Origin of the sequence: Nocardia sp. SYP-A9097, from assembly GCF_009649815.1 — a bacterium.
GTDB lineage: Bacteria > Actinomycetota > Actinomycetes > Mycobacteriales > Mycobacteriaceae > Nocardia.
This window is the reverse complement of the sequence record NZ_WJIC01000006.1, coordinates 1-24707: the sequence shown is the minus strand read 5'-3', so window position 1 is coordinate 24707 and position 24707 is coordinate 1. Positions and strand designations below refer to the sequence as shown.

General features: G+C 66.5%; 21 protein-coding genes. 9 read left to right on the top strand and 12 right to left on the bottom strand.

The genetic code is table 11. The annotated features are described in order from the left end of the window. Positions 1-175: 175 nt before the first annotated feature. The 3 genes from GFY24_RS14485 to GFY24_RS14475 all read left to right on the top strand — a co-directional run bounded on the left by GFY24_RS14485 (position 176) and on the right by GFY24_RS14475 (position 2624). Positions 176-1711 carry a hypothetical protein gene (locus GFY24_RS14485; protein ID WP_194852869.1) on the top strand — a complete coding sequence of 512 codons (1536 nt, stop codon included), beginning with the start codon at positions 176-178 and terminating at the stop codon, positions 1709-1711. 88 nt (positions 1712-1799) lie between these two features. Then, positions 1800-2123, top strand: a complete 324-nt coding sequence (locus tag GFY24_RS14480) for a WXG100 family type VII secretion target (RefSeq protein WP_153805584.1) — start codon at positions 1800-1802, stop codon at positions 2121-2123. 3 nt (positions 2124-2126) lie between these two features. After that, positions 2127-2624 carry a YbaB/EbfC family nucleoid-associated protein gene (locus GFY24_RS14475; RefSeq protein ID WP_153805583.1) on the top strand — a complete coding sequence of 166 codons (498 nt, stop codon included), beginning with the start codon at positions 2127-2129 and terminating at the stop codon, positions 2622-2624. A 301-nt stretch (positions 2625-2925) separates the two neighbouring features. On the opposite strand, the gene GFY24_RS14470 is transcribed toward GFY24_RS14475, so the two are convergent. The 3 genes from GFY24_RS14470 to GFY24_RS14460 form a co-directional block, all read right to left on the bottom strand. Beyond that, positions 2926-4758 (bottom strand): serine/threonine-protein kinase, encoded by a 1833-nt coding sequence (locus GFY24_RS14470; protein ID WP_309230849.1) that lies wholly within the window; start codon positions 4756-4758, stop codon positions 2926-2928. A gap of 93 nt (positions 4759-4851) precedes the next feature. Beyond that, a complete protein-coding gene (locus GFY24_RS14465; RefSeq protein ID WP_153805581.1) occupies positions 4852-5403 on the bottom strand; it encodes a hypothetical protein in 552 nt (183 codons plus the stop codon). 23 nt (positions 5404-5426) lie between these two features. Beyond that, positions 5427-6119 (bottom strand): hypothetical protein, encoded by a 693-nt coding sequence (locus GFY24_RS14460; RefSeq protein WP_153805580.1) that lies wholly within the window; start codon positions 6117-6119, stop codon positions 5427-5429. 148 nt (positions 6120-6267) lie between these two features. Here GFY24_RS14460 and GFY24_RS14455 point away from each other — a divergent pair, with 148 nt between their 5' ends. Next, positions 6268-6582, top strand: a complete 315-nt coding sequence (locus GFY24_RS14455; protein WP_153805579.1) for a hypothetical protein — start codon at positions 6268-6270, stop codon at positions 6580-6582. A gap of 8 nt (positions 6583-6590) precedes the next feature. Further along, positions 6591-7103 carry a YbaB/EbfC family nucleoid-associated protein gene (locus tag GFY24_RS14450; protein WP_153805578.1) on the top strand — a complete coding sequence of 171 codons (513 nt, stop codon included), beginning with the start codon at positions 6591-6593 and terminating at the stop codon, positions 7101-7103. A gap of 1 nt (position 7104) precedes the next feature. Here the strand turns inward: GFY24_RS14450 and GFY24_RS14445 are convergent, their stop codons facing one another. Next, positions 7105-7764, bottom strand: a complete 660-nt coding sequence (locus GFY24_RS14445) for a hypothetical protein (RefSeq protein WP_153805577.1) — start codon at positions 7762-7764, stop codon at positions 7105-7107. Between the two features lie 251 nt (positions 7765-8015). On the opposite strand from GFY24_RS14445, the gene GFY24_RS14440 reads away from it, so the two are divergent. The 4 genes from GFY24_RS14440 to GFY24_RS14430 are packed head-to-tail and all read left to right on the top strand — an operon-like array spanning position 8016 to position 14940. Further along, positions 8016-13412: a hypothetical protein gene (locus GFY24_RS14440; RefSeq protein WP_153805576.1), complete on the top strand. Its 5397-nt coding sequence runs from the start codon at positions 8016-8018 to the stop codon at positions 13410-13412. A gap of 4 nt (positions 13413-13416) precedes the next feature. After that, positions 13417-13773 carry a toxin-antitoxin system YwqK family antitoxin gene (locus GFY24_RS42940; protein ID WP_194852868.1) on the top strand — a complete coding sequence of 119 codons (357 nt, stop codon included), beginning with the start codon at positions 13417-13419 and terminating at the stop codon, positions 13771-13773. A gap of 15 nt (positions 13774-13788) precedes the next feature. Then, a complete protein-coding gene (locus tag GFY24_RS14435) occupies positions 13789-14169 on the top strand; it encodes a hypothetical protein (RefSeq protein WP_153805575.1) in 381 nt (126 codons plus the stop codon). 18 nt (positions 14170-14187) lie between these two features. Next, complete coding sequence (locus GFY24_RS14430) at positions 14188-14940, top strand: hypothetical protein (protein WP_153805574.1); 753 nt, start codon at positions 14188-14190, stop codon at positions 14938-14940. A 34-nt stretch (positions 14941-14974) separates the two neighbouring features. Here the strand turns inward: GFY24_RS14430 and GFY24_RS14425 are convergent, their stop codons facing one another. The 8 genes from GFY24_RS14425 to GFY24_RS14390 form a co-directional block, all read right to left on the bottom strand. After that, positions 14975-16210, bottom strand: a complete 1236-nt coding sequence (locus GFY24_RS14425; protein WP_153805573.1) for a hypothetical protein — start codon at positions 16208-16210, stop codon at positions 14975-14977. Continuing rightward, positions 16207-16524 (bottom strand): type VII secretion target, encoded by a 318-nt coding sequence (locus GFY24_RS14420; RefSeq protein WP_153805572.1) that lies wholly within the window; start codon positions 16522-16524, stop codon positions 16207-16209. Before GFY24_RS14420 ends, GFY24_RS14425 begins: the two co-directional genes overlap by 4 nt. A 165-nt stretch (positions 16525-16689) precedes the next feature. Beyond that, positions 16690-17034: a hypothetical protein gene (locus GFY24_RS14415; protein WP_153805571.1), complete on the bottom strand. Its 345-nt coding sequence runs from the start codon at positions 17032-17034 to the stop codon at positions 16690-16692. Positions 17035-17057: 23 nt separating this feature from the next. After that, on the bottom strand, positions 17058-17834 hold the full coding sequence (locus tag GFY24_RS14410; RefSeq protein WP_194852867.1) for an ESX secretion-associated protein EspG: 777 nt from the start codon (positions 17832-17834) through the stop codon (positions 17058-17060). 5 nt (positions 17835-17839) lie between these two features. Then, positions 17840-19639: a WXG100 family type VII secretion target gene (locus GFY24_RS14405; protein WP_153805569.1), complete on the bottom strand. Its 1800-nt coding sequence runs from the start codon at positions 19637-19639 to the stop codon at positions 17840-17842. 78 nt (positions 19640-19717) lie between these two features. Further along, positions 19718-21325 (bottom strand): hypothetical protein, encoded by a 1608-nt coding sequence (locus GFY24_RS14400; RefSeq protein WP_309230848.1) that lies wholly within the window; start codon positions 21323-21325, stop codon positions 19718-19720. A 72-nt stretch (positions 21326-21397) separates the two neighbouring features. Next, positions 21398-21667: a hypothetical protein gene (locus tag GFY24_RS14395; protein ID WP_309230847.1), complete on the bottom strand. Its 270-nt coding sequence runs from the start codon at positions 21665-21667 to the stop codon at positions 21398-21400. 102 nt (positions 21668-21769) lie between these two features. Then, complete coding sequence (locus GFY24_RS14390; protein ID WP_153805568.1) at positions 21770-24679, bottom strand: hypothetical protein; 2910 nt, start codon at positions 24677-24679, stop codon at positions 21770-21772. Positions 24680-24707: the final 28 nt, after the last annotated feature.

Sequence of the window (24707 nt, the reverse complement as noted above, 5' to 3'; positions counted from 1 at the left end):
GCCACGCTGCCATAGAAGGCGTGGATCAGCAACTGCGGATGGTCGCATCGGCCTACCGGGTAATCCCACCGCTACCCCACCGGCCGGACCTGAAACACCACTCACGAATGTGTAGGGTCGCAGGCGTATCCGAACGGGCGGCCGGTGCGGCCCGGTCGACGAGGGGAGCGACATCGTGAACAATCCGCAGGCTGGGAAGCCGGACGACGACTTCATGAAGACATTCATGGACAGCTTCGCGCAGGCCGCCGGGGAGCCGGTCATCAGCACGACCATCGTCTCCCATCCCGGCCCGACCGGCGGCGACGAGAAGCAGATCACCGAGCAGGCTCGTGAAGTCACTCACGCTATTGCCCGGGCACTCACCGAGGACGGTCCGGAGGGTTGGGAGCGGATCGACGCGGTATTCGCGTGGACGGTCGCCACTCAGGCTTGGAATGTGATCTATTCGGCGCAGGGGCGCGGGGTGCGTGCCGAACCTTCGCAGGCCACACTGCTTTTGGTGCAGGACCAGCGGGAGATCGCCGCGCAGCTGCCCGAGGGGCCGTGGTGGCGGATGCGAATCGTGCTCACCAACGACGGTCAGATTCAGACGGATTACGACTACGGCGATGAGCCGTTCCCGGATGATCAGCTGTTCCCCGCCGAGGCATACCGGGCCGATATCGCCGAGTATCCGCGGCGGCGGCTGCCGGTGTGGCTGGCGGCGTATGTGGGGCACGAAGGACGGCAATTGCGACCGGCGAAGGTGGCCGCGGAGCAGTCGCGTCTCGATCGCGGGAAGGGTATTCGCGGCGAGGTCTCGACCACTGATTTCCCTCCGCTGCAGCTGCTTTGGGCGCGATGGACCGCTATCGCCGCGACCTATGCCGCCCTCGATGTGGCGCAGGGGCCGCGCGTGCTGCCGTCGCTCGGATGGTTCGAGACGGCCAAACGCAGTGGGAGCACGCTGTATCTGCTGCCCGGTGATCGGGCGGTCATCTCCGGTGGGGTCTGGAACTCGCCGGAGCTGGACGCCGCATACAACGGTTCCGCTCCGATGCCGGAAATCTATGCGGGAGCACCGGATTGGGTCACCGACGCGGTGCTCAATCCGCGCACATCGTCGGGGCTGCTGTCGTTCTGCTACTGGTGGGAGAACGGCGGGTGGTATCGGGGCGAGTCGCCGGGCGGGCCGGGGTTGGCCGCCGCGATTCCGGGTGTCTGGACCTCCGATGTCACCGCCCAGATCATCGCCGCCGGGCTGGCCGAGGCGAGTGGTGCACCGCTGACCGATCAGACGCGAAGCGCGGTCGAGACGCTGGTCGCGGCGGCGGAGGCCGGGATCGTCACCTTCGAAACCATCTCCGCCGCAATCGATCCGGCGCGATTCGATGTGGATGCGGCGCTCAATCAGTTCACCCTCGCTGGATTGCGGACGTTCGTCACCGCACCGCCGATGTCCCGCGTCGATGCGATCCAGCAGGTGCGGCGGCACATTCTGAACAAGGGCTCGGACACCACCGGGTATCCGCTGGACCAACTGAACGCCGACCGGATCGAATCGGGCTGGATGGTTTATGTACCGACCCAGCCGGGCGAGATCATGCTCGGGCGGGCGATCTACTACATCGCGGACGACGGTGTGGTCGAGGCGTCTTCATCCTCGGTGCCGCCTGCGGTGTACATCGCCGGATTCACGCAGCGGTACAACGCGCGAACCCGTCAGTGACCAGTGAAAACATATGCATCGCATTGCTTCCGACGCTGATCAGCGGATATTGTCGGCGGCAAATCTGCATTGGGGAGGAGTCGGCATCATGGCTGGAAAAGTTGAGGTAAGCCCCGAACTGCTGCGGCAGGCATCGGCGAAGACCGCCAACGTGACCGACCGGGTGAAGGCGGTGCTGACCGGGCTGGAGTCCGCCATCGACGGCTTGGGCGAGCCCTGGGGCAGCGACACCTACGGTGAGAAATTCGCCAAGGGTGAGGATGGCAAGGGGTACACCGCCGCACGCGAGAACCTGAAGCAGCTCACCACCGACAATGCCAAGAAGTCGGACGATCAGTCGAACGCGCAGCACGATTCGTCGAAGGTGCACGACAATACGGATCAGGCCAGCGCCAACACCTTCAAGTCGTAGCCCATGGCCAACGAATTCATGAAGGGGGAACTCGCCTCGATGATCGACGAGTTCCAGGCGCAGATGTCGGCGCTCACCGAAGTTCACCAGCAGCGTGCCCAACTCACCGCCACCGGAACCGCACTGCAGAAGCGAGTGACGGTGACGGTGAATGCCGACTACGTGGTCATCGAAACCCGATTCGTGGACACCGAAGACCTCACTCACGACGAACTCGCCAAAGCGGTCACCGAGGCCGCCCAGGAAGCCGCCACCGAATTAGCGCGCAAGAGTGCGGAACTCATGAACCCACTCCATGAACGTCGCGGCCGCATGCCGAAGATGTCCGACCTCATCGAGGGCCTGCCAAACCTGGACGACCAGCTTCCGGAGCTCATCCCAGCCTCCCTCGCTCCCCCGAATTCCCCTGAGCGCCAACGCCACAACCCCGGCATGGTCTTCACCGACGTAGAAGAACTCGACGACCTCCGCCCCAGCCGAATCAGCGCCGACGACTGGTGACCTGGGCGCCACTCTTCTACCTCCGCCAAATCCGGGACGACTCCAATCCCATATCCGCGATACAAAATCCTGGATTCGCCAGAGCTTTAGTCCAAGATCTGCCAGAGGCCCCTGCCATGTGCAAGGCGGCCGCGACGAACGGCTCGCCGGCGCTTCCCACAACGGAGCCACATCCGTCGGCGCTGATAATTGACAGCTGGACAGTCGCTCACCAGGAACTCATGCCTCAATCGCGGCGGGATTCACCGCCCTCAGTTCCTGGTGATCTTGTTGTTTCGGATGGTGTTGAGCCCGAGGACTATTACCTATTTCGGTTCACTGCTCGGGCGGTTGTACTGGAAAGTGCGCCTGCGAGGATGGTCAGTGACAGCAGGATCACGACGCCGGTGAATATTGTGGCCGCTGGTTCACCAAGGTATGGGAGCGGGCTGATGTGGCGGAAGAGGTTGTGCCGGGGAAGGTAGTTGCCGATTTTTCTGAGCAGGCCGATGATCAGCAGGCCGATGCTGCCTATGGCGATCATGAAGCGGCCGGCTGCGGCTCGGGCGAATAGGGCGGTGGCTCCACCTACCAGCAGGAGGGTGGTTATGGCCGCTCCTACCAGCACTATTCGAATCGTGACGGGAGTGGCGGAGTATTCGATGTCATTCCAGAAACCCAATGCTGCCAGGCCGGCGTACGCTCCACCCAGGATGGCGGCCCAGGCCGTTGCGATGAGAACTGCTCGCGATCCTGCGGACGCACTGGGTGTTTGGACCGCGCCCGGTGGCGTGACCGAGGTGGAGAGTGCGCAGATAGCGGCGGCAAGCACGATGATCAGGCCGATCGCGCACACGGCGGTTTCGGGGGCCAGGCCGTAGATCGAGAAAGGGCGATCGTCGGTGGTTCGACCGAGGATGGCCGCGATCGTGTAGGCCGTCGCGCCTGTCACGATCAGGCTGCGGCCGAAGGGGTTGCGGGCCAACAGGAGTCCTGCACCACCCATCAATATGAGCGCGATCAGCGCCGCTGTGAATGTGCCTACACCCAGGTAGGTGAGTGGGTATAGGTCGCTGTTGTAGCCGTTGGGGCTGTAGTGGGCGATCCGGGCTTTCTGATCCGAGTAGAGGAAATACAGGCGGATGGCGCCTGCGGTAGCGATCAGTCCGGCCACCATGGCGAGACCAGCGGCGGCGATTGCGCCGGGGCGCAACGTTGTTGGGGTGCTGGGCAGCGGGGCGGGAACACCGTTCTGAAAATGCGGGGTCTGCGGCCACACCACTGTTTGTGCGCTGGCGGGCATTGGCGCTGGCGCCTGGCCGGCGAGCGCTGCCGCGGCCGCGGTCACGAATTCTGTGCAGCTGGCGAATCGCTGGTCCCGTTGTTTCGCTGTCGCGCGGGCGATTACGTCATCCAGTAGCGGGGGCACGTCGCTTCGAATGTGGCTGAGGCGTGGCAACGGCTGGCTGAGGTGGCCGGCGACGACCTGGCCGGGATTCGTGGAAGCGAATGGTGGGCGACCGGCCAGCAGGGCGAAAAGGGTGCAGGCGAGCGAGTATTGGTCGGCACGGTGGTCGACTACCTCGCCGGAGAGCTGTTCGGGGGGCGCGTATGCCAGTGTGGCGGTGAAGGTTCCGGTTGAGGTCAGTTGGGTATTCGCGTCGAGCATTCGGGCGATGCCGAAGTCGGTGAGATAGGCGCGCTCCTCGCGCCCGGTGTCCGCCGCGGAGAGAAGGATGTTGGCGGGCTTCACATCTCGATGCAGCACGCCTCGACTGTGTGCGAAATCCAGCGCGGCCGCCGTCTCGGTCACGATGCGAAGAGCGCGTGGCACGTTTACCTGGCGAGGGTCCAATCGGGATGCGTCAGTTCCCTGGACATACTGCATGGCGATCCACAGATGTCCGTCATGCACACCCCGGTCGTGAATCCCGACAATGCTCGGATGATCCAGCCGGGCAATGGCATTCGCCTCCTGCTCGAACCGCCGCCGCAATTCGGCGTCCGCGGCCCCCTCGTGCGCGAGCAGTTTGAGTGCGACCTGCCGAGGCAGTCGTGGATGCCGCGCGAGGTAGACGCTCCCCATTCCCCCAACCCCGAGCACGCCGTCGAGTGTGTATTCCGCGAACGTCTGGCCCGCGCTCAGCTGAACCACGATCCCCCTTGCAGACCTATCCGAGCAGTGCCCGGACAGCATAAACCAAGGTCGGCAACGGATCCTGCCGCCGACAACCGGGCGGATAGCGAGCTAGGAGCCGGCGAGAGTCGCGGTGTAGTAATCCCGGACCGCTTCCAGGCGAGGGCGGGTGAAGCGGCCTGGTTCGCGGTCGTAAAGAGCTAGGCCGTCTGCTGAGGTTAAGGCGGAGAGGGGGACTCGGTCTTCGGTGTCGGGGATGAACTTCAGGACTTCATCGATGGCGGCTATTGCGGTGGCCAAGGTGTGGCGGGCCGCTTTCAGGGCTCGGTCGTCGAGAGTTGCTGTGGTGGAGGGGACTTGGCGGATGCACACGTCCGAGTACCAGAGCCAGGTACCGGGGTCCAGGAGTTCGGAGGGGGACGCTTCGCCGAAGCGGACACTGCCCGCAGGAGGCGGGAGGACCTCCGCGGGGAGGCGGAATTCGTAGACACGTCGCGCGGAGCAGCTGGGGCATTCGCCGGTGTAGCGGCTGGCCAGGGCACCTTCGACGGTGATTACCGCGCTGCGGAATGTGCAGCGGGATTCGCCGCAGGATTCGCAGGGTTGCAGGCTTAGGTACAGGCGGGCTTCGGCGTTGGTGCGGGCCAGGGGGAGCTCGGGCATTGCTGCTCCTTTCGCGGCGGGGGTCAGGACATTTTGGCTACGAGGGTACGGATGGCCTCGTAGAGGACTTTTTCGCGCCAGGTCGGGCCGTCGGTTTTGTCATCGTCGATCGGGTCGGAGCGGCCGGAGATTTCGAAGTAGTACTGGCCGTGGGCGCAGTGCAGGGTGCCTCGGGATGCGGAGTAGCAGGTGGCGCCCGCGACCGAACCCAGGTCGGTGGCTTTGGATTCGGCGGTGCGTTCTTTTTGGAAGAAGGCGGTGATCGACGCCGGGTCGGCGATTGCTCGCATGACTATGTCGATATTGGAGTTCTGGCCGTCCCATTTTGCGGGGAGGTGGAACCAGAGGTTGCATTCGCCGGCGGGGACGTCGGCGGGTGGGGCCCAGGCGGTGAGTTTGCCATTGGCGTCCACGCCGGTGGGGGTGAAGAAGCTGACCTTTTGGGGTTTGTGATCGATTTTGCTGGACTGCGGCAGGATTGCCTTCAGTTCGGTATCGGTCAGCAGGTCACAGCTATTCGGCCATTTCGCGGAGTCGAGGATGCCGGAGCTGGGGACCGGGAGGTTGAGCCGCGCGCCGGCGGGCGCTGCGGGGCCGTATGTGACGGCGGCCGGGGTCGAGTCGCAGGCGGCCAATAGAGCTGCGGCAAAGGCCAATCCAGCCGGTACTGCCCATCGTCGTCGCGAACTGCCCTGTTCCAGCGCGTGTTTCAGCATGCTTTCTCCCACCCTGAGTTGCTGCGTCGATCTTAGGGGCAAACCCGCATGGCAGCGCGCGGTCGACGGCTGTTCATGTTGTGCTCACTATTGGGCTGTGGCAGAGTTGATCTCGGTGTGGTAGGCGGCGGACTCGGGAAGGCTTGCTATGGCTGGGAAATTGCATGCGGATGCTCGGCTGGTGGGGGAAGCGTCGGGGACGGCGGCCGATATTCGGGACCGATTGGCGGGCATTGCCGACGCGGCGCGGACTGCGGTGTCGGCGGGGCAATCCGCCTGGGGGGATGACGAATTCGGGGCCAAGTTCGCCGAGGGCGCGAAGGGGTTCGCCAGCGGGAGCGAGAATATGGCCGACGGTACCGGGAATCTCTCGACCTCGTTCGGGAATCTGGTTACGGGGCTGCAGAAGTCGGCGAAGGCGCTCGGGGCGATGGAGCATCGCAATACCGATAGCTTCAAGTAGGTCTTGAATTGGTAAGGGAGCGTGGGGAAGCCGAGGCCGCCTCGATTCTGGAGGGGTTCTCGCGGCAGATGCGGGAGATCGCCGAGGCTTCTCGTAAGCGAGCGCTGTTGACGGCCAGTGCTACCAGTGGACGCGTGACGGTCACCGTCAATGCCGACTGCATTGTGATCGCCACCCGGTTCGCCTCCGATATCGGGGAGTTCGGTTTCGACGAGATCGCCAGGGCCGTGACCGCCGCCGCGCAGCAGGCCTCCGCCGATATGCGGCGCAAGACCGAGGAGTTGTTGCGGCCGCTCAGTGATCAGCGGGCGAAAATGCCCAAGCTGTCGGAGCTTTTCGAGGGGATGCCCGATCTGGAGTCGCAGGCGCCGACCTTGCCGCCCGCCTCGCTCGCGCCACCGCAGGCGCGGGAACGATTGGCGCAGCAGGCCGAGCCCGCACCGGAATTCACCGATGCGGTCGACTATGAGGATTGGCATTCCACCCGGGGCAATTCCGGTCCGACCAGCAACAGTTGGTGAGCTACTCCGGCAGGTCCGGATAGAACCGGCGCTGGAACGGCTGCAGCCGCGAGATCGCCAGCTGCCCGGCACCCTGACAGATCGGGCACATGCGACCGCCCGAACATTCGGGACACGTCACCCGGCCGGCGGCCGCATCCGTGAGCCAGCCGCGCCCACCACATTCCGGGCAGACGCCCAGGCCGTCGCATTCGTAGCAGAGCACATGGCGGGACGAGAGCGTCGCGGCCGTGCGGATCGGGTCCGGCCGCTCCGGCTCCGACACGGTGGTGAGTGCCATGGCGGGGGTGCTGGCGCTGAACAGTACGGTCGGCACCTGGTCCGGGACACGGATTTCGAGGGTATTGCCATTCGAATATCCGGTCACCAGCGTCCGATTCACCTCGCGTGATTCGGATACCTCCCAGCCGGCGTTCGCCAGCATGGCCGCGCCGCGGCGCACGGTGTCGGGGGCGCTCACATCCTCGGCTCGCTGCGCGCGAAAGGTTGTCGAGTAGCGGTATTTGAGCGGTTCATGCCAATCGGCGACGGTGGGTTCGTCGAGGAAGAGCAGCGTCAGGTCCGCATCGGGGGTCAATAGCGCGATGAGGTCGGCCAGTTGGGTGCGCAGCACACGGCCGTGCCGGTCCAGTTCGGCCCGCGCACCTGGTATTTCACCCATGCGAACTCCCTTCCGCGCGGACACTATCACCTGTCGCATTCCACCGGCTGGGCATGGTGCGGGACTGCTGGAAAACACGTCGCTACCCCTATTCACCGACCATCGTGTGAACCTTGTCGTGCGCCCGGACGACGCGGAGATGGCGTGCGCCAGCAGCTTTCATTCACCTTTCATATTGAGTTCGCTTGCGTCGTTGTGGCACAGTCGATCCCACCAAGATCGGAACCGACCACCCGGGGTGTGCTGTGGCGATGGAGTTTCCGTCCTGGCTGGAGTGGTTGGAATGGCTGGTCGGCTCGGATTGGCCGCACGGCAATGAAGACCTCATGTGGCAGATGGGGCGTGACCTCGAGGATGTGGCGGGACAGGTCGACGACCTGCGCGCCGACCTCGACCACCTGCTCAGCGGGCTCGGCGACGCCTATCCCGATGGCACCGGCGGCGAGAAGATCATGCAGTGGCTGCTGCCGCTGCGCGACGGACAGGGGCCCGAGCAGCACGGGTCGCTGAAGGAGATCGGCGAGAACTATCGCGCGCTGGCCTCGGCCGCCGACAGCATGGGCGATCAGCTGCAGTCCGCCAAGCTGAACTTCTATATCGCCGGGGCCTGGCTGGTCGCCGAACTCGCCTGGGCCGCGGCGTCGGGACCGTTCGCGCCCGCACTCGAGGGCACCATTTTCGCGACGGCACGGGTGGCGTTCCGTGAACTCGGCGAGCAGCTGGCGAATCGGATCACCCGGGCGCTGGCCGATCGGATCACCAATCAGGTGCTGAAGCGGATCATCCCCAAGCTGGTCTACGAGATCGGCCAGGAGGCGTTGGTCGAAGCGCTGCAGGGGACTTCGCAGGAATTCCTGGTGCAGACCATTCAGCAGCAGACCGGGCACACCGACGGGTACGACTGGAATGCCATGGGCACCAATGCCGCCATCTCCGCGATCGCGGGCGGCACCGGTGGGGCGTTCGGGCTGGGGGCGAATCATTTCCTGCCGACGAATATGGGTGGCTGGCGGGGATCGTTCAATGGGGCGCTCACCGGATGGGGAGCCGGTGCGGCCGGGGCCGGCGGCGCGTGGCTGGGTGGCGGATTGCTCACCGGCAATTGGGAATTCGATCCGCGGTCGCTGACCGGCGGGGCCTTCTCCGGAGCGGGGCCCAGCGCCTTGCACGGGTATGCGGGGCATACCGATTTCGGTGGGCGGCCGGTCGGGTCACCGACCGATGGGAGCTCACCGGCGAACTTCAATTCACCAGTGCACGGTGGGGCCGATACGAATCCCGGGACTTCCGGTGAGACAACGGATCCGGCAGCCGGGGCAACCGATCCCGCGCGACAGCCCGGGACGAGCGATCCGGTCAATGGCCAACAGCCTGGCGGCCCAGGCGATTCCGGGCAGCAGGGTGGTGCACCCACCCACTCGGCCAGTTCACCTGTGGGCGAGGGTGATTCCGGTGCCGGAAAGGATTCACACGCTCCCCCGGATGACCGCCATGAATCGCCCCAGACCAATGGGGACGGGCCGGGAGTCGGTGGCGGGCGTAACAACAAGCCGGATGTGGACGCCGATACCAACGGCGACGGCGGGGATTCGACGCACACCTCCGACAGCAGGACACCCGGCGGGGATCATTCGGCGGACGCGCATGCGAGTGAGCCTGGCGCCGCGGCGGATTCGCGTTCGGACACGAATGGCGAGCACAGCACCGACTCCAACTCGGATGCCCGGAACCACGAGTCACCGGCCCAGTCCGAGGATGCCGCCGGGCGGAGCGAGTCGAATCCGGCAGGGAAAGAGACGCATCCGGCCGAGTCCAATACCGCCCCTGGCACCTCGACCAATGGCACGGTCAGCACCACGCCCGGCGCGAGCCAGGGCGGCACATCGGGACACACCACCGCGCCTAACAGTCCAGGTTCGAACCCCACCTCACCCGATTCCCGCACCGCTTCGAACCCATCCACCGGCCCGGCGGGCGATACCCGCGCACCCGGCGATGCGGCCAAGCCCGCTCCGGCCGGGCGGCCCATCGCAGCGGGCGACGGCTCGGCTCCCAAACCCATTGCGGCACAGCCGGGCACAGCTTCACGCAGCACGCTCAACGATCAGGCCCCGAACACCGCGGGACCCGTTCAGGCGAACCGCACCGGCATTGAAGCGACCAGCCCGGACACCGCGACGCCCGGTGAAGCCATCCGCACCGAAGGACCCGGCGACGTCAACGGTCCGCGCACCGAAACCTCCGGCCCGCATAGCGAAACCAGCGGACCGGACACCGAGGCCGGTTCGGACGGCATCGCCCCGGATAGCCGAACACACCAGGGCACTGAGGATTCCAAGGATGGACCGATCGCGGGAGTCGTGCCGATTCCGGTGCACGATCCCTCCGCACAGCATGGACCGGGCCGCGCCGGAGTGCCGGAGAATTCGCGCGGGGAGCGGACGCCACCGGAGCGCGGGCAATCCACGCCCATCGGCGACTACAACGCCGACGCACGTTCGGGGGGCGAGCTCAGTCCGGAGTTCCTGGCCGAGGAGATCAAGGCCAATCTGGGGCTGATCACGCCGGAGGATGTGGCGTGGAATCGGGACCAGAGTCACTTCGTGCTGCCCGATGAGCATGGCACCGTCACCGTCCGAGTCGGGCCGACCGAGGATGGGGCGGTCGCCGAATTCACCGCTCGCCCCGATGGTTCCGGCTACGACGTGCGGGTCTCCCCGCATGCCCGGGACGAAGACGTAGTGCGTGCGGTGGCACACGAACTGGCCGAGATCCGGCTGGGCATTGACCCGCAGATCCCACTCGATCCGGATATCGAGCAGAACGACGATCGGCCGAATCAGCTCACCCCACACCTCGCCGGCCGCTTCGCCGAATTACGGGTGCTCACCGCGCAAATCGATGCCGCGACCTTCGATCCCGCTCGGGCGCACGAACTTCCACGGCTACGCGCCGATCTGCGCGCACTCACCGACCGCCTGGGACTCGGCGATCCGGCACACAGCCCCTCCCCCACCGACACCGAGTCGTCCGATACCCATCCCGCACAGTCGGATCCGGCGCGCAGCGATGCGGCCCCGGGGCAAGGGGATGCGGCGAACCCCGATCCGAACCCCAGGCATGGCGATACCGCGCGAGAGTTGTTGCGGGAGCATGATCCCGAGCTGGCGCGGCGGTTGCAGTTGGAGCAGGACGGGTTGCTATCGGAGCGGCCGCGCTTCGATCCGAATCTGAGCGAGGCCGACTTCGACAGGGCTGCAGCGGATCACATGGATCAGCTGCGACAGCAGCTCACGGGCGACCACGCCGAGGATGTGGTGCGCGCCGAGCGGCAGGCGCTGGATGGGCGGATGCGGGAGGAGCAGTCGCGGCGCATATTCGACCCGCTCTTCGAGCCCGAGGCCAAGGCGGCCCGGCGGATGGTGCCGGGACTGCTCAATGCGCTGAATCCGATCAATGCCGTAATCAATGATCCGAGCCTGAGTGGGCCGGATCGGGCGCAAGCCTTGCATCGGGCGCTGGATCACTTCGAGAACTCCACACCCGAGAACTTCCGGCAGGCGTTCGGCCCGGAGAACTTCGCTCGAATGCATGATGCGGCAGACGCTTTCGCGCACGCACCGGATCGGGTGACCGGCGTACTGGATCATGCGACGGGCACGCTGACCGTCAATGGCGAGCCGACCACGCTCGGGGATTTCCTGCGCACGGTGGACAGCGCCAATCGCGGGGCCACCGAACACGGGCTCAATCTCGAATACACCGTGGTCGTACACGATGCGGTGGATGGCAAGTCTGTCGTCGATGTACTGCCGCGACCGCAGCCCCAGCATCGACTACCGCTGCAGCAGAATGTATTCGGCGAGAACGACACACGTATTCCGCACCAGCCACGCCCCACGGTGCAGGCGGCGGGCAATGGCGGTCATACCGTCGATGTCGGGGTCGGCCGCAGTGCCTTCGCCGTCGACCTCACACCGGAGGCCGATCGCTCCGGCGGCGGCCTGATCATCAAGACCGAACTCGCCTCGGAATTCCCGATCGCGGGTCAGCGCCGCCGCGATCTCGGCATTCTCGATCCGGGTCCGCTGACCGCGCCGGGCAGCGTCATGCTCTTCGGAAATCTGCTGTTCGACGGGCATATTCTCGGCGATACCGGCAGCGGTCAAATCGCGCGCGTCTACATCAATAACGTCAGCGCCGAACTGCCCGATTCCGCCTATCACCCGATGGCCGAGGGGCTCGCCGCCGCCATGGCTCCCGGCGGGCGCATCGAGGTGCAGTGGGATATGAAACCGCAGGAGGAGGGCGGTACCCCCGGCGATCGCGGACATATTCTCGGCACCAAACTGTGGGAGGCCATCGAGGCGCTGTACGGGGACGGCGCCAATCCCTTCCGGGTAGTGGAGCTCACCCACTTCCCGCACCCGGGCAATACCGATTACGACTACACCATCGACGCCGGGGCCAGCAATAACCTCGATACCGCGCGCATGGCCGGCTACTCGGCGCCGCTGCCCGAGCACCGCATGGTGATCGAATATCACCCCGCCCCGGATCCGGTCGCGGCCCATCCGGCGGAAATCGAGACCACGTACGGCATTCCGGAGCAGAACCAGCAGAGGATCCAGGACTACGCCGACCAGCACGATCTGCAGATCGATGTGCGGCCGACGAATCCCGATGCGGCACACGACTTCCCGGAGCCGCCGCACCAGGCCCCCTCGGCGACCGAACCGAGCGAGCACCCCATGGAGTTCCCGGACCCGGTCGACCCGGGCCACGCACCCGATATCCGCACCCCGGAGTTCGAGCAGGACAAGAGCCGTGGCGCGATCGTGGCGGAGATCGATCCCGATGACGAATCCCGCGTCACCAAGCGCGAGGGCACCGATCTGATCGAGACAGTCGACGGCAAACCGGTCAAGCAATACGTCGAGGAGCTGTCCAGAGCGCGCGCGGATCACCATGCCGCACAACGGACTCCGGATGAGGGCCCGTGCAGCGCCATTGCCATCGACCTGCGCACCGGCCTCATTACCGAGGGCGTCAATGGCAGCGAACTCGATCTCATCGACCCTGATCATCTGCATCCGCTGCTACGGGAGAACTATCACGCCATCGGCGATTGGCTGCACCCGCTCATGAAGAGCGAGGACGTGGTGCATCAGCGGCCCGTCCTCGATGAGAACCACAAGGCCATCAAGCTCACCGATGAGGAAGGCAATATCCTCCGCAACGACAAGAATCAGCCGCTGCTGCTGATGGAAGACTTCGTCATGGACGGCCGGGCGCACTATGACATTCCGCTGCGGCATGCCGAGATCAAGGCCGTGAACGAACTGCTCTGGGAACGCCAGCGCGCACATGAGGAGTCCTGGCGCGAGGAACACGGCGACGATATCCCGCCGCCGCCCCTGGACCGCCGCATACTCGATGAAATGCGTTTCGATCCGCGCTGGCTGGACGAGAAATTCCGCAAGCAGAACGGTGAACGGGTACAAACCCAGTTCATCGGTGATCCCGCTCCGGCCTGCGCCAATTGCAATACCGTGCTGGATTCGGTGCCCAGCTACACTGGCAGACTGCCATTCGCGCCGCAGGACTATCGCAAGGCCGCCAACGAGATACCACCAGCCCTGGAGTAGCACTGTGAAAGTCGACAGCCGAGATACGTACACGGGTGAGGACACGCTGCTGTGGCATGACGACGAGCACGTCACCGGCGAGGTCGAGTATCGGGACGCGAATGGCAATCTCATTCTGGCGGCCGACTACTGGGAGGGCGTCAAGCACGGCCGCCAGCAGGAGTGGTATCCGGACGGCGCCAAGAGGGCCGAGGGCGGGATCAATATGGGCGCGGCCGTTGGGGAATGGCGTAAATGGCATCCCAATGGGCAGCTGGCGGAATTGCGCACATTCGCCGAGAACGGCAACCCGCTGCACCGTACGCGCTGGGATCGGGACGGCAATCTCACCGAGGACAAACAACTCGGCGGCCGGGCCTGACATAGGCTGCGATTCATGATCGAGCGCTCCCCGCACCCGCTCCGTATGGCCCGGGTCTACGACGGCCGGGACGAGAACGGCCGGCCGCTGGCCAACCGGTCGCCGGTGATTCCCTGGTTCGCCGATGATGTCCTGGCGTATCTGGAATCCGCGCCGGTGGTGCTGGCGGCGCGCAGTTTCGACACCGACGAATTCGCGCCGGAACAGCGCGATGTGCCGCTGAACTTCCGGACCGACGGGGTATGGGTGTGGTCTGGATCGGTGCCGCACTATCTGCGCAAGCACGGGTTTCCGCCCGAGACGGAACTGGTCGAACACATTCTGGCGCGCGGCTGCCGCGTGGGCGAGGTGGACGAGGCCGCCAAGGACGCGGCGGTCCAGCTCATTACCGGCTGATTCGAAAGGGGTTGCCGGGTGGTTGTTTTCGACCTCGCGCGACGGCGGGAGCTACTCGACGAGGGCTTCCGGCTGGAGGAGCTGTACCGCGCCGATCAGCACTCGGCCGAGGGGCGGGAGGCCATCTACCTGGCCTTCGACCTGCACAGCGAATACCAGAAGATGCTCCCCCGCATTGCCCTCGCACGGTGCCCACTGACCGGCAGCACCGCGCACTGGGCCCTCGACATCGGCGATCTCGATGGCTGGTACTGGAGGTCGGAAAACCCGGTGCAGCAGTTGCCGACGGGACTGCCGCAGACCTGGATCGCCATGAAAGGCGCCGTGCGGCTGGCGGAACCACCGACCTTCGCCCCATACGACTGCCGGCCCGGACCGGGCATGCCCTTCATCCTGCCCCACCTGCTGGAACAGCCCGAGGCCCGCGCCGTCATCACCGAGCTACCGATCGGCCGCCATACCGGTTGGGCGATAACATATTTCGCGCCGAGACGACCCGAAGACATTGCCCTGGAGGATCTCTGGGGACAGCACGGCAATCCGGTGCTGGACCCGCGCGGCCTCGAACGCGAATACGCCGAGCGACTGCCTGGACGCCGCACCAAGGATTTCGACCTGCTCCCCTGGCTCGACACGGGCAAGCTGCTGTGGATCGAATCGGGTGACGACACCGCGACGCTCCGGCAGGGTGCGGAGGACTGCCCCTACCTGGGAATCGAAGGCGATCAGCGGGAACAGCGCATCTACAAAGGCGAAGTCACCCGATACTGAAGTCCCGCAGCCGAATTCACGACCGCGGGACCGATCAGAGATTGGTGGTGGGAACCCGGGGACTCACGGAACCCACCGCGCCGACCACCGGAACACCGGTATTGCCGAGATCGCCCACCACATCGTCACCGTGCTCACCGGTGACCATCTGCGAACGAATCTCCGCGTCCACATCGCCCTCGTCCGAGTGCGGCGCCAGCCCGGCAGCGGCCATCGGCGGCATCATGCTCGGGCCGGGAGCGGCGGTGGTGCGGGCGGCCGCCGCCGGTTGCGCGGCGGCGGGCGGATTCGACGCCGGAGCCGAGGCGGAGCGGGTGCCCGTGTACTCGCTCAGTTGCGTGGCAGCGCTGATACCCAGACCACCGAGCGGAATTCCGCCACCGGGCGCGATCCCGCCACCTGTGGTGTCGAGGGTGTCATCCACCGGGACGACCGTATCGGTGGTGTCGGTGGTCAGGGTCTGCGCGATCGACTGAATCTGCTGCACACCGGAGCCCGCGGCGCTGGCCAGCGGCGAGAGCACACTCAGCAGCTGGGTCACCTGCGAGAGCGAATCCACCCCGCTGGGCGCGTTGGTGACCTGTACCTTCTGTCCGGCGACGGTCATATTCGCGCTGTGCACGCCCAACTCGGCCTTGGTCTTGGCGGTGACCGCCGTTGCCTCGGCCGCGGTTTCACTCGCCAGGGACAGCAGGAACGCCTGCCCGGGCGGGGTCACCAGGAAGGGCGCGGAGATCGTGACGCCGGTGAGGAATTTGGCGATGATGGTGGCCATGGAGGCCGCACCGGTCGCCACCGAGCCGGCCGCACCGCCGAGCACCACCTTCTGCTCGCCGTTCTGGGTCTGCAACGCCACCGCGTCCGCCTGCGCCGCGGTGCCCTTCTCCAGCGCACTCGTCGCACCCGCGCCCTGCCAATCGCCCGAGGACGCCATGGACATGAGCGAGGAGGCCATGGTCATGATCTGTTGCAGCGCGCTCGATACCGTCGAAAGCACCTGTGTCGGATCGACACTCGCGCCACCGAGCTGACCGGTGCCGAAGGCCTGCGCCAGATCGGTGAGCGGGCGGGTGAGCGCGGACAGGTCGATCACCGGCAGCGCGGGCATACCCGGCAGCGGCGGCATGGCGGGCAATTGGGGCAGCGACGTCAGGCCGAGATCCCGCAGGATGTCGTTGACCGGGCGGTCCAGCAGCGCGCCGATATCGGTGCCGCGCAGCAGATCCGCCACGGTGGGATCGGGCGAGCCCGACGCCAGCGGTGAGCTCATAGCTCCTGCGTCAGCGAGAGGAAGTCCACGCTGGAGTGTGATTCGACCGCATCGTAAGCCGCGGCGGCCTCGTGCGCGGTGATCGCGGTTCCGGCGTGCACGGCGGCGAGGTCGGCGGTCGAGGCGAAGTGATTGCCCTGTGCGCCCGCGAAACTCAGCAGGAATTCCTGCCCGATCAGACCGAAGACCGGGACGATGGCCGCCAGCGTGGCCCCCTGGTCGGCGGCGGCGGCACCGGCGATGGTGGATGCCATGGCGGCGGAGACATCGCCGTAGTGGCGAATCGCGTCCGGGTTGGCAGCGAGGTTGCTCATGAGACTCCCATCAGGAAGATCAACTCGAAATGAACTATACAGAGCGGAGATTCGGCCGGTATATCAAAGTCTGTGCGAACTTCCGGCGTGCCCGGTTAACGGCAGGTGAGCTGCGGGTAATCCCGCGACTCGGATCGGGTTGCCGCGCTGCGGCTTTCGCAGCGCTCAAATGGGCCTCAGCCAGCTCTCCGGCTCGGTGTCGAAGTCCTGCTCCTCCACGATTTCCTGACGCGTCACCTCGGCCGCCGTGGGCAATCCGGTGAGTGCCAGCAGCTCCGGAGCCAGTCCGGCGGCGCGCAATTGCTCACGCCGCTGCAATCCGGCGCGGGCGGCGGATTGTTTACACAGGCGCAAGACCTCCGCGGCCAAGGCCGAAGGATCACCGCGCAGTTGATCGCGCTCCACGCTCACACCGAGCGGCAGACCCTGCTCGGTGGTGCATACGACCACCGCACCGCTCCGCGACGCGAGCGTGAACTCGGTCGGAAACGGTACTTCGTCCAGTTGCATTGGCGCACCCTCCTTTTCGCTGGTCATTCGTCCTCGATTGCCACGAGGACCTCGGCGATCCGAGTCTCCACCGTCGCCACCATCCGGCGTAGATCGGCGGGGGCCGCCACCCGCGGATGGTCACCGGTGACCACATAGCGGCCGTCGTCGGCCAAGTCCCGCCACTCCAGCCGATGCCGGGTGATTCCGCGCGGGCCGAACCGCGAATACCCCTGCACCACTTCGATCCAGCCGCGGCTCATCACCGGGGCCGACAGGAAATCGGCCGCGCGATCGATGACCGTGCCGTCCATGGTCTCGTGCGCCGGGGACAGGCCGAAACCGTAATCGTGCTCCTCGATATCGGCCGGTTCGGCCAGCACGAGCTCTCCGCCACGGCCCGGCGCGGTCTCCGGGAGCACCGCCATCATCTCGGCCGCCAGCCTCCCCGCATCACACGCGATGACATCGAAACCCGCACTGTGGCTGACGGTTTCACCGGGCTGCTGCACGACCAGGTAGCCGACATCGCCGCGGCGCGCACCGAGCAGGCGGATGCTGCCCTTGGGATCGGCGGCGTCACGACCGTCCCGGCCGCGCATCTCCACCCGGACATCGGGCAGCGACAGCGTGTCGAAGATGTCCTGCCATTCGGGCTCGCGCTCGCGCAGACCGTCCCGGGTGCGGGCCATCTCGTCCAGATGCTCGCTCCACCACTGGGTCCGACTGGAGAACATGAGCGGCTCGGGCAGGAACTCCACACCGCGCTCCTCCCACAGCGCCAGGAATTCCAGATCCGTGAAAGACCAGGATCGAAGCACCGAACTCAGCCCTCCACCACGGGTTTCGCCACAATCGGGGCCGCTCCCATGGCCTCCTCCAGATATTCGGTGGAGTCCAGGAATTCGGGCCGCTTGTGCTCCTTGCCCTGACCACCCTGACCACCCGCGCCATGACCGCCGCCCATCGGGGAACCGCCCATACCGCCGCCCATGGGAGACGCACCGGCCGTGGCGATTCCGGCGCGCGCACTCGTCGTAATCGCTCCCTCGATCTCCGCCGAGAGCGCGGCGCGCGGGAACAGACGTGAGGTGAGCTCCTTGGGCGCGGACGCGGGACTCACGCCCGGACCGCCGCCGCCCGGACCGCCGCCCTTGGCGAGGTCCTTGCTCAGATTGCTGAGCAGGTTGGGGATACCGGCCAGGGTTGAGCTGGGATCGTTCGTCTTGGCCTGATTCGAGGTCAGGCCCTGCAGGGCACTGGTGAGTTGCGAGGCGTCCGTGGATCCGTTCGAACTCTGTTGCGACGTACCGTTACTGGTGTTCTGACTATTGTTCTGGCTGGGGTCCGTCGAGTTGGGGCCGGTCTTACTCGGATCGGTCTTACCCGGATCGTTCTTGCCCGGCGTGCCGCTCGGATCGTTCTTGCCCTGCGTACCGTTCGGATCGTTCTTGCCCGGATCGGTATTGCCGGGGTTGTTCTTGCTCGGATCGATGCTCTGCGGATTCTTGCTGTTCGGATCGGTCCTGCTCATGCTGAACCCGTCCGCCGGAGGCGTCGCCGATTTGAAGGCGAACTGATTCGGATTCGTCGACGTGGGACCGCCGCCCGTGAACGAATAGCTCACCGGTGCGACGCCGGGCAGCTGTGCCAGCGGGTCGACCAGCTTCGGAATGGCCGGACCGGCGGCGATCAGGCCGGTCACGTACCAGCGCTGGAAGGCCAACCGTGCGGCATTGAGGATCCGTTCCTCACGCGCGGGGTGGTCGTAGTCGAAATCGGTTGGCGCATTGGGCATCTGCGCCTTGGTGTGGTCCAGCCAGCCCGAGACGTAGTTCAGGTTGGACGCCATGGCGCGGACATCGGCGGTGAGGCCGTCGGCCTCGGTCTTGAACTCCCCGGCGACGCGGCGCGCCGCATCCCCGCCCTGACCGCTCCAGCTCCCCTTGATGTCGTCCAGCTTCGTGACGAGATGGGCGAAGCTCTTCTCCACCTTGTCCGCCACGGTCAGCCAGGTGCCACCGATATCGGCCACCAACTGGGGGTTCATCCCCGCACCCGCGAGATGGAGCCACATATGGTCCTTGCCCTTGGGGTCCTCGGGATCGATCGCGTCGTAATGCCCCTTCTCCCTGGAAATCTTCACCAGGTCCGGATTGCCGTGCTTACCGTCCAGCAGCGGGGTCGAATCATCGTTCCACACCGGGATTTTGGTGCCGGTCACCAGCGTCGGGGTGCCCGAGGCCGGGTGGATGGCGGACTCCTTCTTGAACCGGGTGAACATGGCCTTCGAATCCTCTTCGGCCGCACTGTAGTTCCGGTCCGCCACGATCATGGTGTCGGCCATGGCCTCGACCAGGTCGATGTATCGCTTCAGGATGTCGCCGAGGCGCCCGCCCTGCGCATTGAAACGGTCCTTGAGCGCCAGCACCTGCGACAGATGATTGTTATCGCTGAAGCCCTTGTGGTCGGTGAGCAGCGCCTGATAGGTCAGCGCGATACCCAGCGAGTTCGCCACATCGGCGGCGAGCTTGGACGCCGCCTGCCCTACCCCCGGGGCCAGATGCAGGGTGCCCCCGCGCGCCTGCTGGTCCAGCCCCAGCCAAGGATTGTCGTCGTCACCCACGTCCCGCTCCTACCCTCACGTGTCCGTCGAACACTAGTGCGCACCAGTACAATTCAGCCACCCATTCGAACGATTCCGTTACGCGTGCCTGGCACGGAAGCGCTGTTCGAAACCGGGCAGGTAGACCGACGGCGGGGTGGCCGAGGTCGCGGCCTCCACGACGCCGTCGTCCGCTATGTAGAACAATGCCCGCTGGACCGAGATTTCATCCCGTTCGGCGGGGGCGTAAATGAGCCAGCCGACCGGAAGACGTTCCGCGCGAAGCTGATCCAGCGGATAGCCGGCGGTGTCCACGCCGGCGGTGTCGATATGGCGCAGTACCTCGGCGACGGCCTCGGCCTCGGGCAGCGGTTCCGGGCCGGTACGGGCCACGCCCGACAGCGTGAGCTGATAGTGCGCGCCATCCAGATCCGCTGTGTCACCGAAGGTTTCGTCGAGCTGGGCATGGGTGACATCACCGCGCTCGGCCGCCTCGACATAGGCGGCGACCGCGCCGCGCAACGCATCGGACGGGTCGTCGGCGAGGAGACCGCAGATCACCTCCGCGACGGTGCCGGTGGTCCAGATACCGGGGACGGCCGCGGCCAGTTCGGTGGCGCGCGGGGAGTCGGCGCGATACCAGCGGCCACGCTCCCACCAGTAGCAGAAGGTCAGCAGGCCGCCGCTGGCGCGAGAGTTCAAGACCGAGTTGGCAACCCACCGCGGTGCGCCCGCGTACAAGTTCGGCAGCGCGAACCGGCCGTTGTAGGCGGCATCGAGCTCCGGGGCATTCCAGACACCGCCCGAGAGCACCGCGCGACCGCCCGGCAGGGCATACAGCGAGGAGCCGGAGCGGCGCGAGCCCTCGAACCAGCCGAAGGACGGCAGGACCCGCGGGCCCCAGTCCGAGCGAATGGCGACGAAGGCCGCCGCGAGCGCGGACCAACGTGCCCACAGCAGGTCGAAATTCGGGAAGTCGTTCTCGGAAACCGTTGGCAGCAGCCCGGATTCACGGTCCGCGCGGGCGGCGAGGGCGGCCTGCTGCGGGGTGCGGCCCTGCCGATTGCCATGGTGCACATAGGCGGCCAGCCAGGTCGGCAGGCTCGCGCGCGGATGCGCCTCCAGATCGGCCAGATACTCCTGGGGTGCGAAGAGCTGGTCGTCCGGGAACGGGTCGTCACCGTAGTCGTGATCGACCTCCAGCTCACCGGCGGCGGTCACCGTCATTTCGAAACGCCACCAGGGGCCGTCGCCGAGTTCGGCCGATACCGCGCGATGCGTGGCTACCAGATTCAGCACCTCTTGCGAGGGCAGGATCCGGACCTGGCGCTGCTGATCATCGGCGTAGGTGACGCGGGACAGCTGGCCGGTCACCGTCAGCGCGAAGGCCGCGTGCACGCGATCCCAGCCGTCGGGGCCCAGCGCCATCAACTCCTGGGCTATGCGGTGCGCCACCGCCCTGGCCTGATCGGCGACATCCATGGTGCCGGGGGTATCGGCCGGGCCGGGAGTCAGGTTGAAGCCGACATCGGGGGCGGATTCCATTGCCGCATAGGCGAATTCGGCGGAATCGCCGGAACCCGCTGCCGCACCGGCGGATTCACGGTTCGGGTCATCGGTGCCGAGTACCGGGGCGAGCAGGTCCAGCTCCGGATCACGGTCCGGCGCTGCGTCTTCGGCCTGAGCGGTGTCGTGATTGCTGGTCACGCGTAAATCGTCTCCTCGACGGTCACATTCGAAACGGCGGCGCACCGACCACGATCGAGCACGGCGGAACGGCTACTCGTCCTCGGCGAGCAGGCGGTCCATCTCGGCGCGCCGCGCGGCGGCGTTGGTGCCGTCCAACTGACCGCCGAAGGTCTTGCGGGCCTGCGCTATCAGCTCCTGCGACGCATTCGGAAAGGCGGCTCCGACCGCTCGCAGCGCCTGCACGGTCTGCAGATCGAGTCCGGTCTCGGTGCGCAGGCCGCGGCCGGACAGCACCTGCTCCAGCATGGTGTCGAAGCTGCGCCGCAACTGCTCGTCGCTCGGGTGGCCGCCGTAGCGCACGTCCGTCCTCCTCGTTCGTGGAATCAACCCTCAGCATCGCATATTCGAGCCGACCGGGCGGTTGCCGGAACCGGACGAACAGGCAAATTCGCAATCGGTCGCTCACCCGAAAATCCCCATCCGGCGAACCGGATCACCCAGTACATCGCGAATCAGCAGACCCAGATCCGCGTCCGCGCCCACCGGGCGATAACGCAGCTCACACTGCGCATGCCCACCCGCGGAGACCGTGAAACGGGTGAAACCCTGGGTGGTGCGCTCCCATATGGCCTCCGCACCCAACTGGTCGATCTCGATCGCCTGCTCCCCCACCCGCAGCACCAGACCCTGCGGGGCGCGGTAGAACACCACCTGGATGCCATCCATATCGCCGTACACACCCGCGAGCGCACCCGTCGCGACCGGGGCCGACTGCAGCAGACCCGTCGCCGGATCGAACGTGGCGAACTCACCGTACCCGGAATGCGAACGGAGATAGATCATCCCGTTCTTCGCCGGACCGCCACCCGCGCGCGGGAAGCGGCGATCACCACGGCCGCCATTGCCCTTCGCGCCATTGCTCGCGGCCGCACTGCCCGGCGGCATCGCGGGCGCGCCGCCCATCGGGCTGCCCGAACCATTCGCCGCCGCAGCACCATTCGCGGTGGGGTCGCCCGACATCCCGCCGCGCGGGGCATCGGAATCCTCGGGCCAGCCGCTGTTCGGGGCGAATCCGCCCGGTGATCCGGGACCACCCGGCATCGGAGTCAAAGCCGGGGTGCCGGAACCCGGACCACCCGGGTTCGCGCGTTCGCCGAGGGACTCCAGCAGGCGGTTCACGGCCTCCGCCGGATCGTAGGCCTGCGGTAAGCCATTCGACGGAGCCGACTGGGCAGGCGCGTGCGAACCTGGCGTCGAGTGCGACGGCATCGACTGTGACGGCACGGTCGAACCCGGCGAATCGTACGACGGCATCGGCTGAGACGAACCCGGCCGGCCATACGACGGCGTCGAAGCACTCGGCAAGCTCGATCCCGGCATGGGTACGCCCGGCGGCCACGAATCAGTCGGCGGCCAAGGGCATTCCGGCGGCCAACCCGCGGGCGGATTCGGCATGGTCGGCGGCCAAGCCATTCCCGGCGGCCAGCCCTCCGGCGGCGTCGGAACATTCGGCGGCAGTGGCGATTCCGGCAATGGTGGCATCGACGGCTGCGGCATCTCCGGCATATGCGGCATCGACGGCCCACCAGGTCCGCCCGGCTGCGGCTGGGGATATGGCTGGGGTTGCGGCTGCGGTTGCGGCTCGGGTTGCGGCTGATCGTCCGCGGGCGGCGGAGTCCACGGGTGCGGCTCCCGCGACGGCTCCGGTGTGTAATCGGGCAGGTTGTAGTCCGGATCCTGATGTGGCACATGCGGCACATGCGACCGCACATGCGCCCAATTCAACTCGGACCGACGCCGCCCCGAATCTCCCGCATCCGGCGCATCCGGATCGGAGTCGCCGGGATCAGTGCCATCCGGTTCCGGACCGTCAGGATCGGTGCCTGTCGGTTCCGAACCATCAGGATCGAGCCCCGTCGGATCCGGACCATCAGGATCGGTGCCCGCCGGATCCCGACCATCAGAATCGGTGCCCGCCGGATCCGAACCATCAGGATCAGTAACAACCGGTTCCGGACCATCCGGATCAGTAACTACCGGATCCGAACCGTCAGGATCGGTGGCGATCGGATTCGAGCCGTCAGGATCGGTACTGGTCGGATTCGAGCTGTCAGGATCGGTGTAAGCCGGATCCGAACTGTCGGGAATCGAATTATCAGGAACCGAGCTATCCGGGTCCGAACCCTTCGGCTTCAAGACATTCGGGTCCGATGCGGCGAGGTTCGACGCGTCTCCGTCGTCGCCGGGGGCGTCATCGCCGCTGGCATCGTCACCGTGGGCGCTGTCGTCGCCGATATCGTCACCGCCGTGCCGGCCGCCTCTGCCGGATCCCGAGCCGGAGTCGTGACCCGAACCGGAAGCGTTCGGCTGCGTATCCTCGGCCGCGTCGGTGCCGTCGGTGTCGTTGGACGCGCTCGCGCCGTCCTTCTCGCCGGGGAGGGCGATTTCGTTCGCGCCGTTGACCTTATCGTCGGTCGTCGGCTCGGCGCGGTGGGGCGGAGCCTCTGATTCGGCGACCGGTGTCGGAGTGACCGGAGCGGGAGTGGCCGGGGTGACGGGGCGTGCGGGTAGGCCGGATTCGGGGTGGGCGGTGGGGATTTCGGAGGTTGCGGGGGCGGGCAGGTCGGGCAGGAAGCGGATGGCTCGGGCGCCGGTGAGGGTGCCTTGGATCAAGACCTGGGAGAAGCCGTCGTCGAGGTCGTAGATCGGCTTGAAGCGCCAGGCGGCGTCGGCGGGCGGGAGGCCGGTGCGCCATTCCAGGATGAGGCCGTCGTTACCGGCGAAGACGCCTGCGGTGGAACGGTTTCGGGACCAGGAGGTGGAGTCGCTCTGCTCGCCGAGGTGTGAGGTGTGGCCTTCGTAGTCCAGGTCCAGGGTGCCGCGCGGGGTCACCACTCCGGACAGGGCGGCGGTGTACGCGGGATTCACCGAACCGTCCGGCAGTAGCCTCGGCACACCCCGGTAGAGCGGTTCACCGCCTTCGGGCAGAGTGCCCTCGAACAGCATCGCACCATGCGAATCCGCCTCCGGCCCAACCGCTTCGGCGATGATTACCGGCTCCAGCACAACCGCTTCAGCGACCACCGGCGGCTTCGACACCGCCTCCGCAACCGGCTTCGACGGCACCCCTTCCTCCGCAATCGGCTGCTTCGGCGGCATCGCTTCCTCGGAAACCGGCGACTTCGGCTGCAGCACTGCCTCGGCGACGGGCGGCTTGGGCTCAACCGCTTCCTCCGCGACAGGCGACTTCGGCCGCGGCACTTCCTCGGCAACGAGCGACTTCGGCTGCGGCACTTCCTCGGCGATGGGTGGCTTCTGCTGCGCCGGCGACTCGGGGGCCGGGGGCTGACGCAGCACTGTCTGCTCGACCACCGGGGGGTTGTGGGGTGGCGGTGGGGGT

Coding starts and splice junctions, on each gene's coding strand:
- GFY24_RS14445 (WP_153805577.1), bottom strand. CDS start 7,764: ATGGGTGAAATACCAGGTGCGCGGGCCGAACTGGACCGGCACGGCCGT.
- GFY24_RS14415 (WP_153805571.1), bottom strand. CDS start 17,034: ATGCAACTGGACGAAGTACCGTTTCCGACCGAGTTCACGCTCGCGTCG.
- GFY24_RS14475 (WP_153805583.1), top strand. CDS start 2,127: ATGGCCAACGAATTCATGAAGGGGGAACTCGCCTCGATGATCGACGAG.
- GFY24_RS14440 (WP_153805576.1), top strand. CDS start 8,016: ATGGAGTTTCCGTCCTGGCTGGAGTGGTTGGAATGGCTGGTCGGCTCG.
- GFY24_RS14455 (WP_153805579.1), top strand. CDS start 6,268: ATGGCTGGGAAATTGCATGCGGATGCTCGGCTGGTGGGGGAAGCGTCG.
- GFY24_RS14480 (WP_153805584.1), top strand. CDS start 1,800: ATGGCTGGAAAAGTTGAGGTAAGCCCCGAACTGCTGCGGCAGGCATCG.
- GFY24_RS14465 (WP_153805581.1), bottom strand. CDS start 5,403: ATGCCCGAGCTCCCCCTGGCCCGCACCAACGCCGAAGCCCGCCTGTAC.
- GFY24_RS14460 (WP_153805580.1), bottom strand. CDS start 6,119: ATGCTGAAACACGCGCTGGAACAGGGCAGTTCGCGACGACGATGGGCA.
- GFY24_RS14425 (WP_153805573.1), bottom strand. CDS start 16,210: ATGAGCTCACCGCTGGCGTCGGGCTCGCCCGATCCCACCGTGGCGGAT.
- GFY24_RS14420 (WP_153805572.1), bottom strand. CDS start 16,524: ATGAGCAACCTCGCTGCCAACCCGGACGCGATTCGCCACTACGGCGAT.
- GFY24_RS14435 (WP_153805575.1), top strand. CDS start 13,789: ATGATCGAGCGCTCCCCGCACCCGCTCCGTATGGCCCGGGTCTACGAC.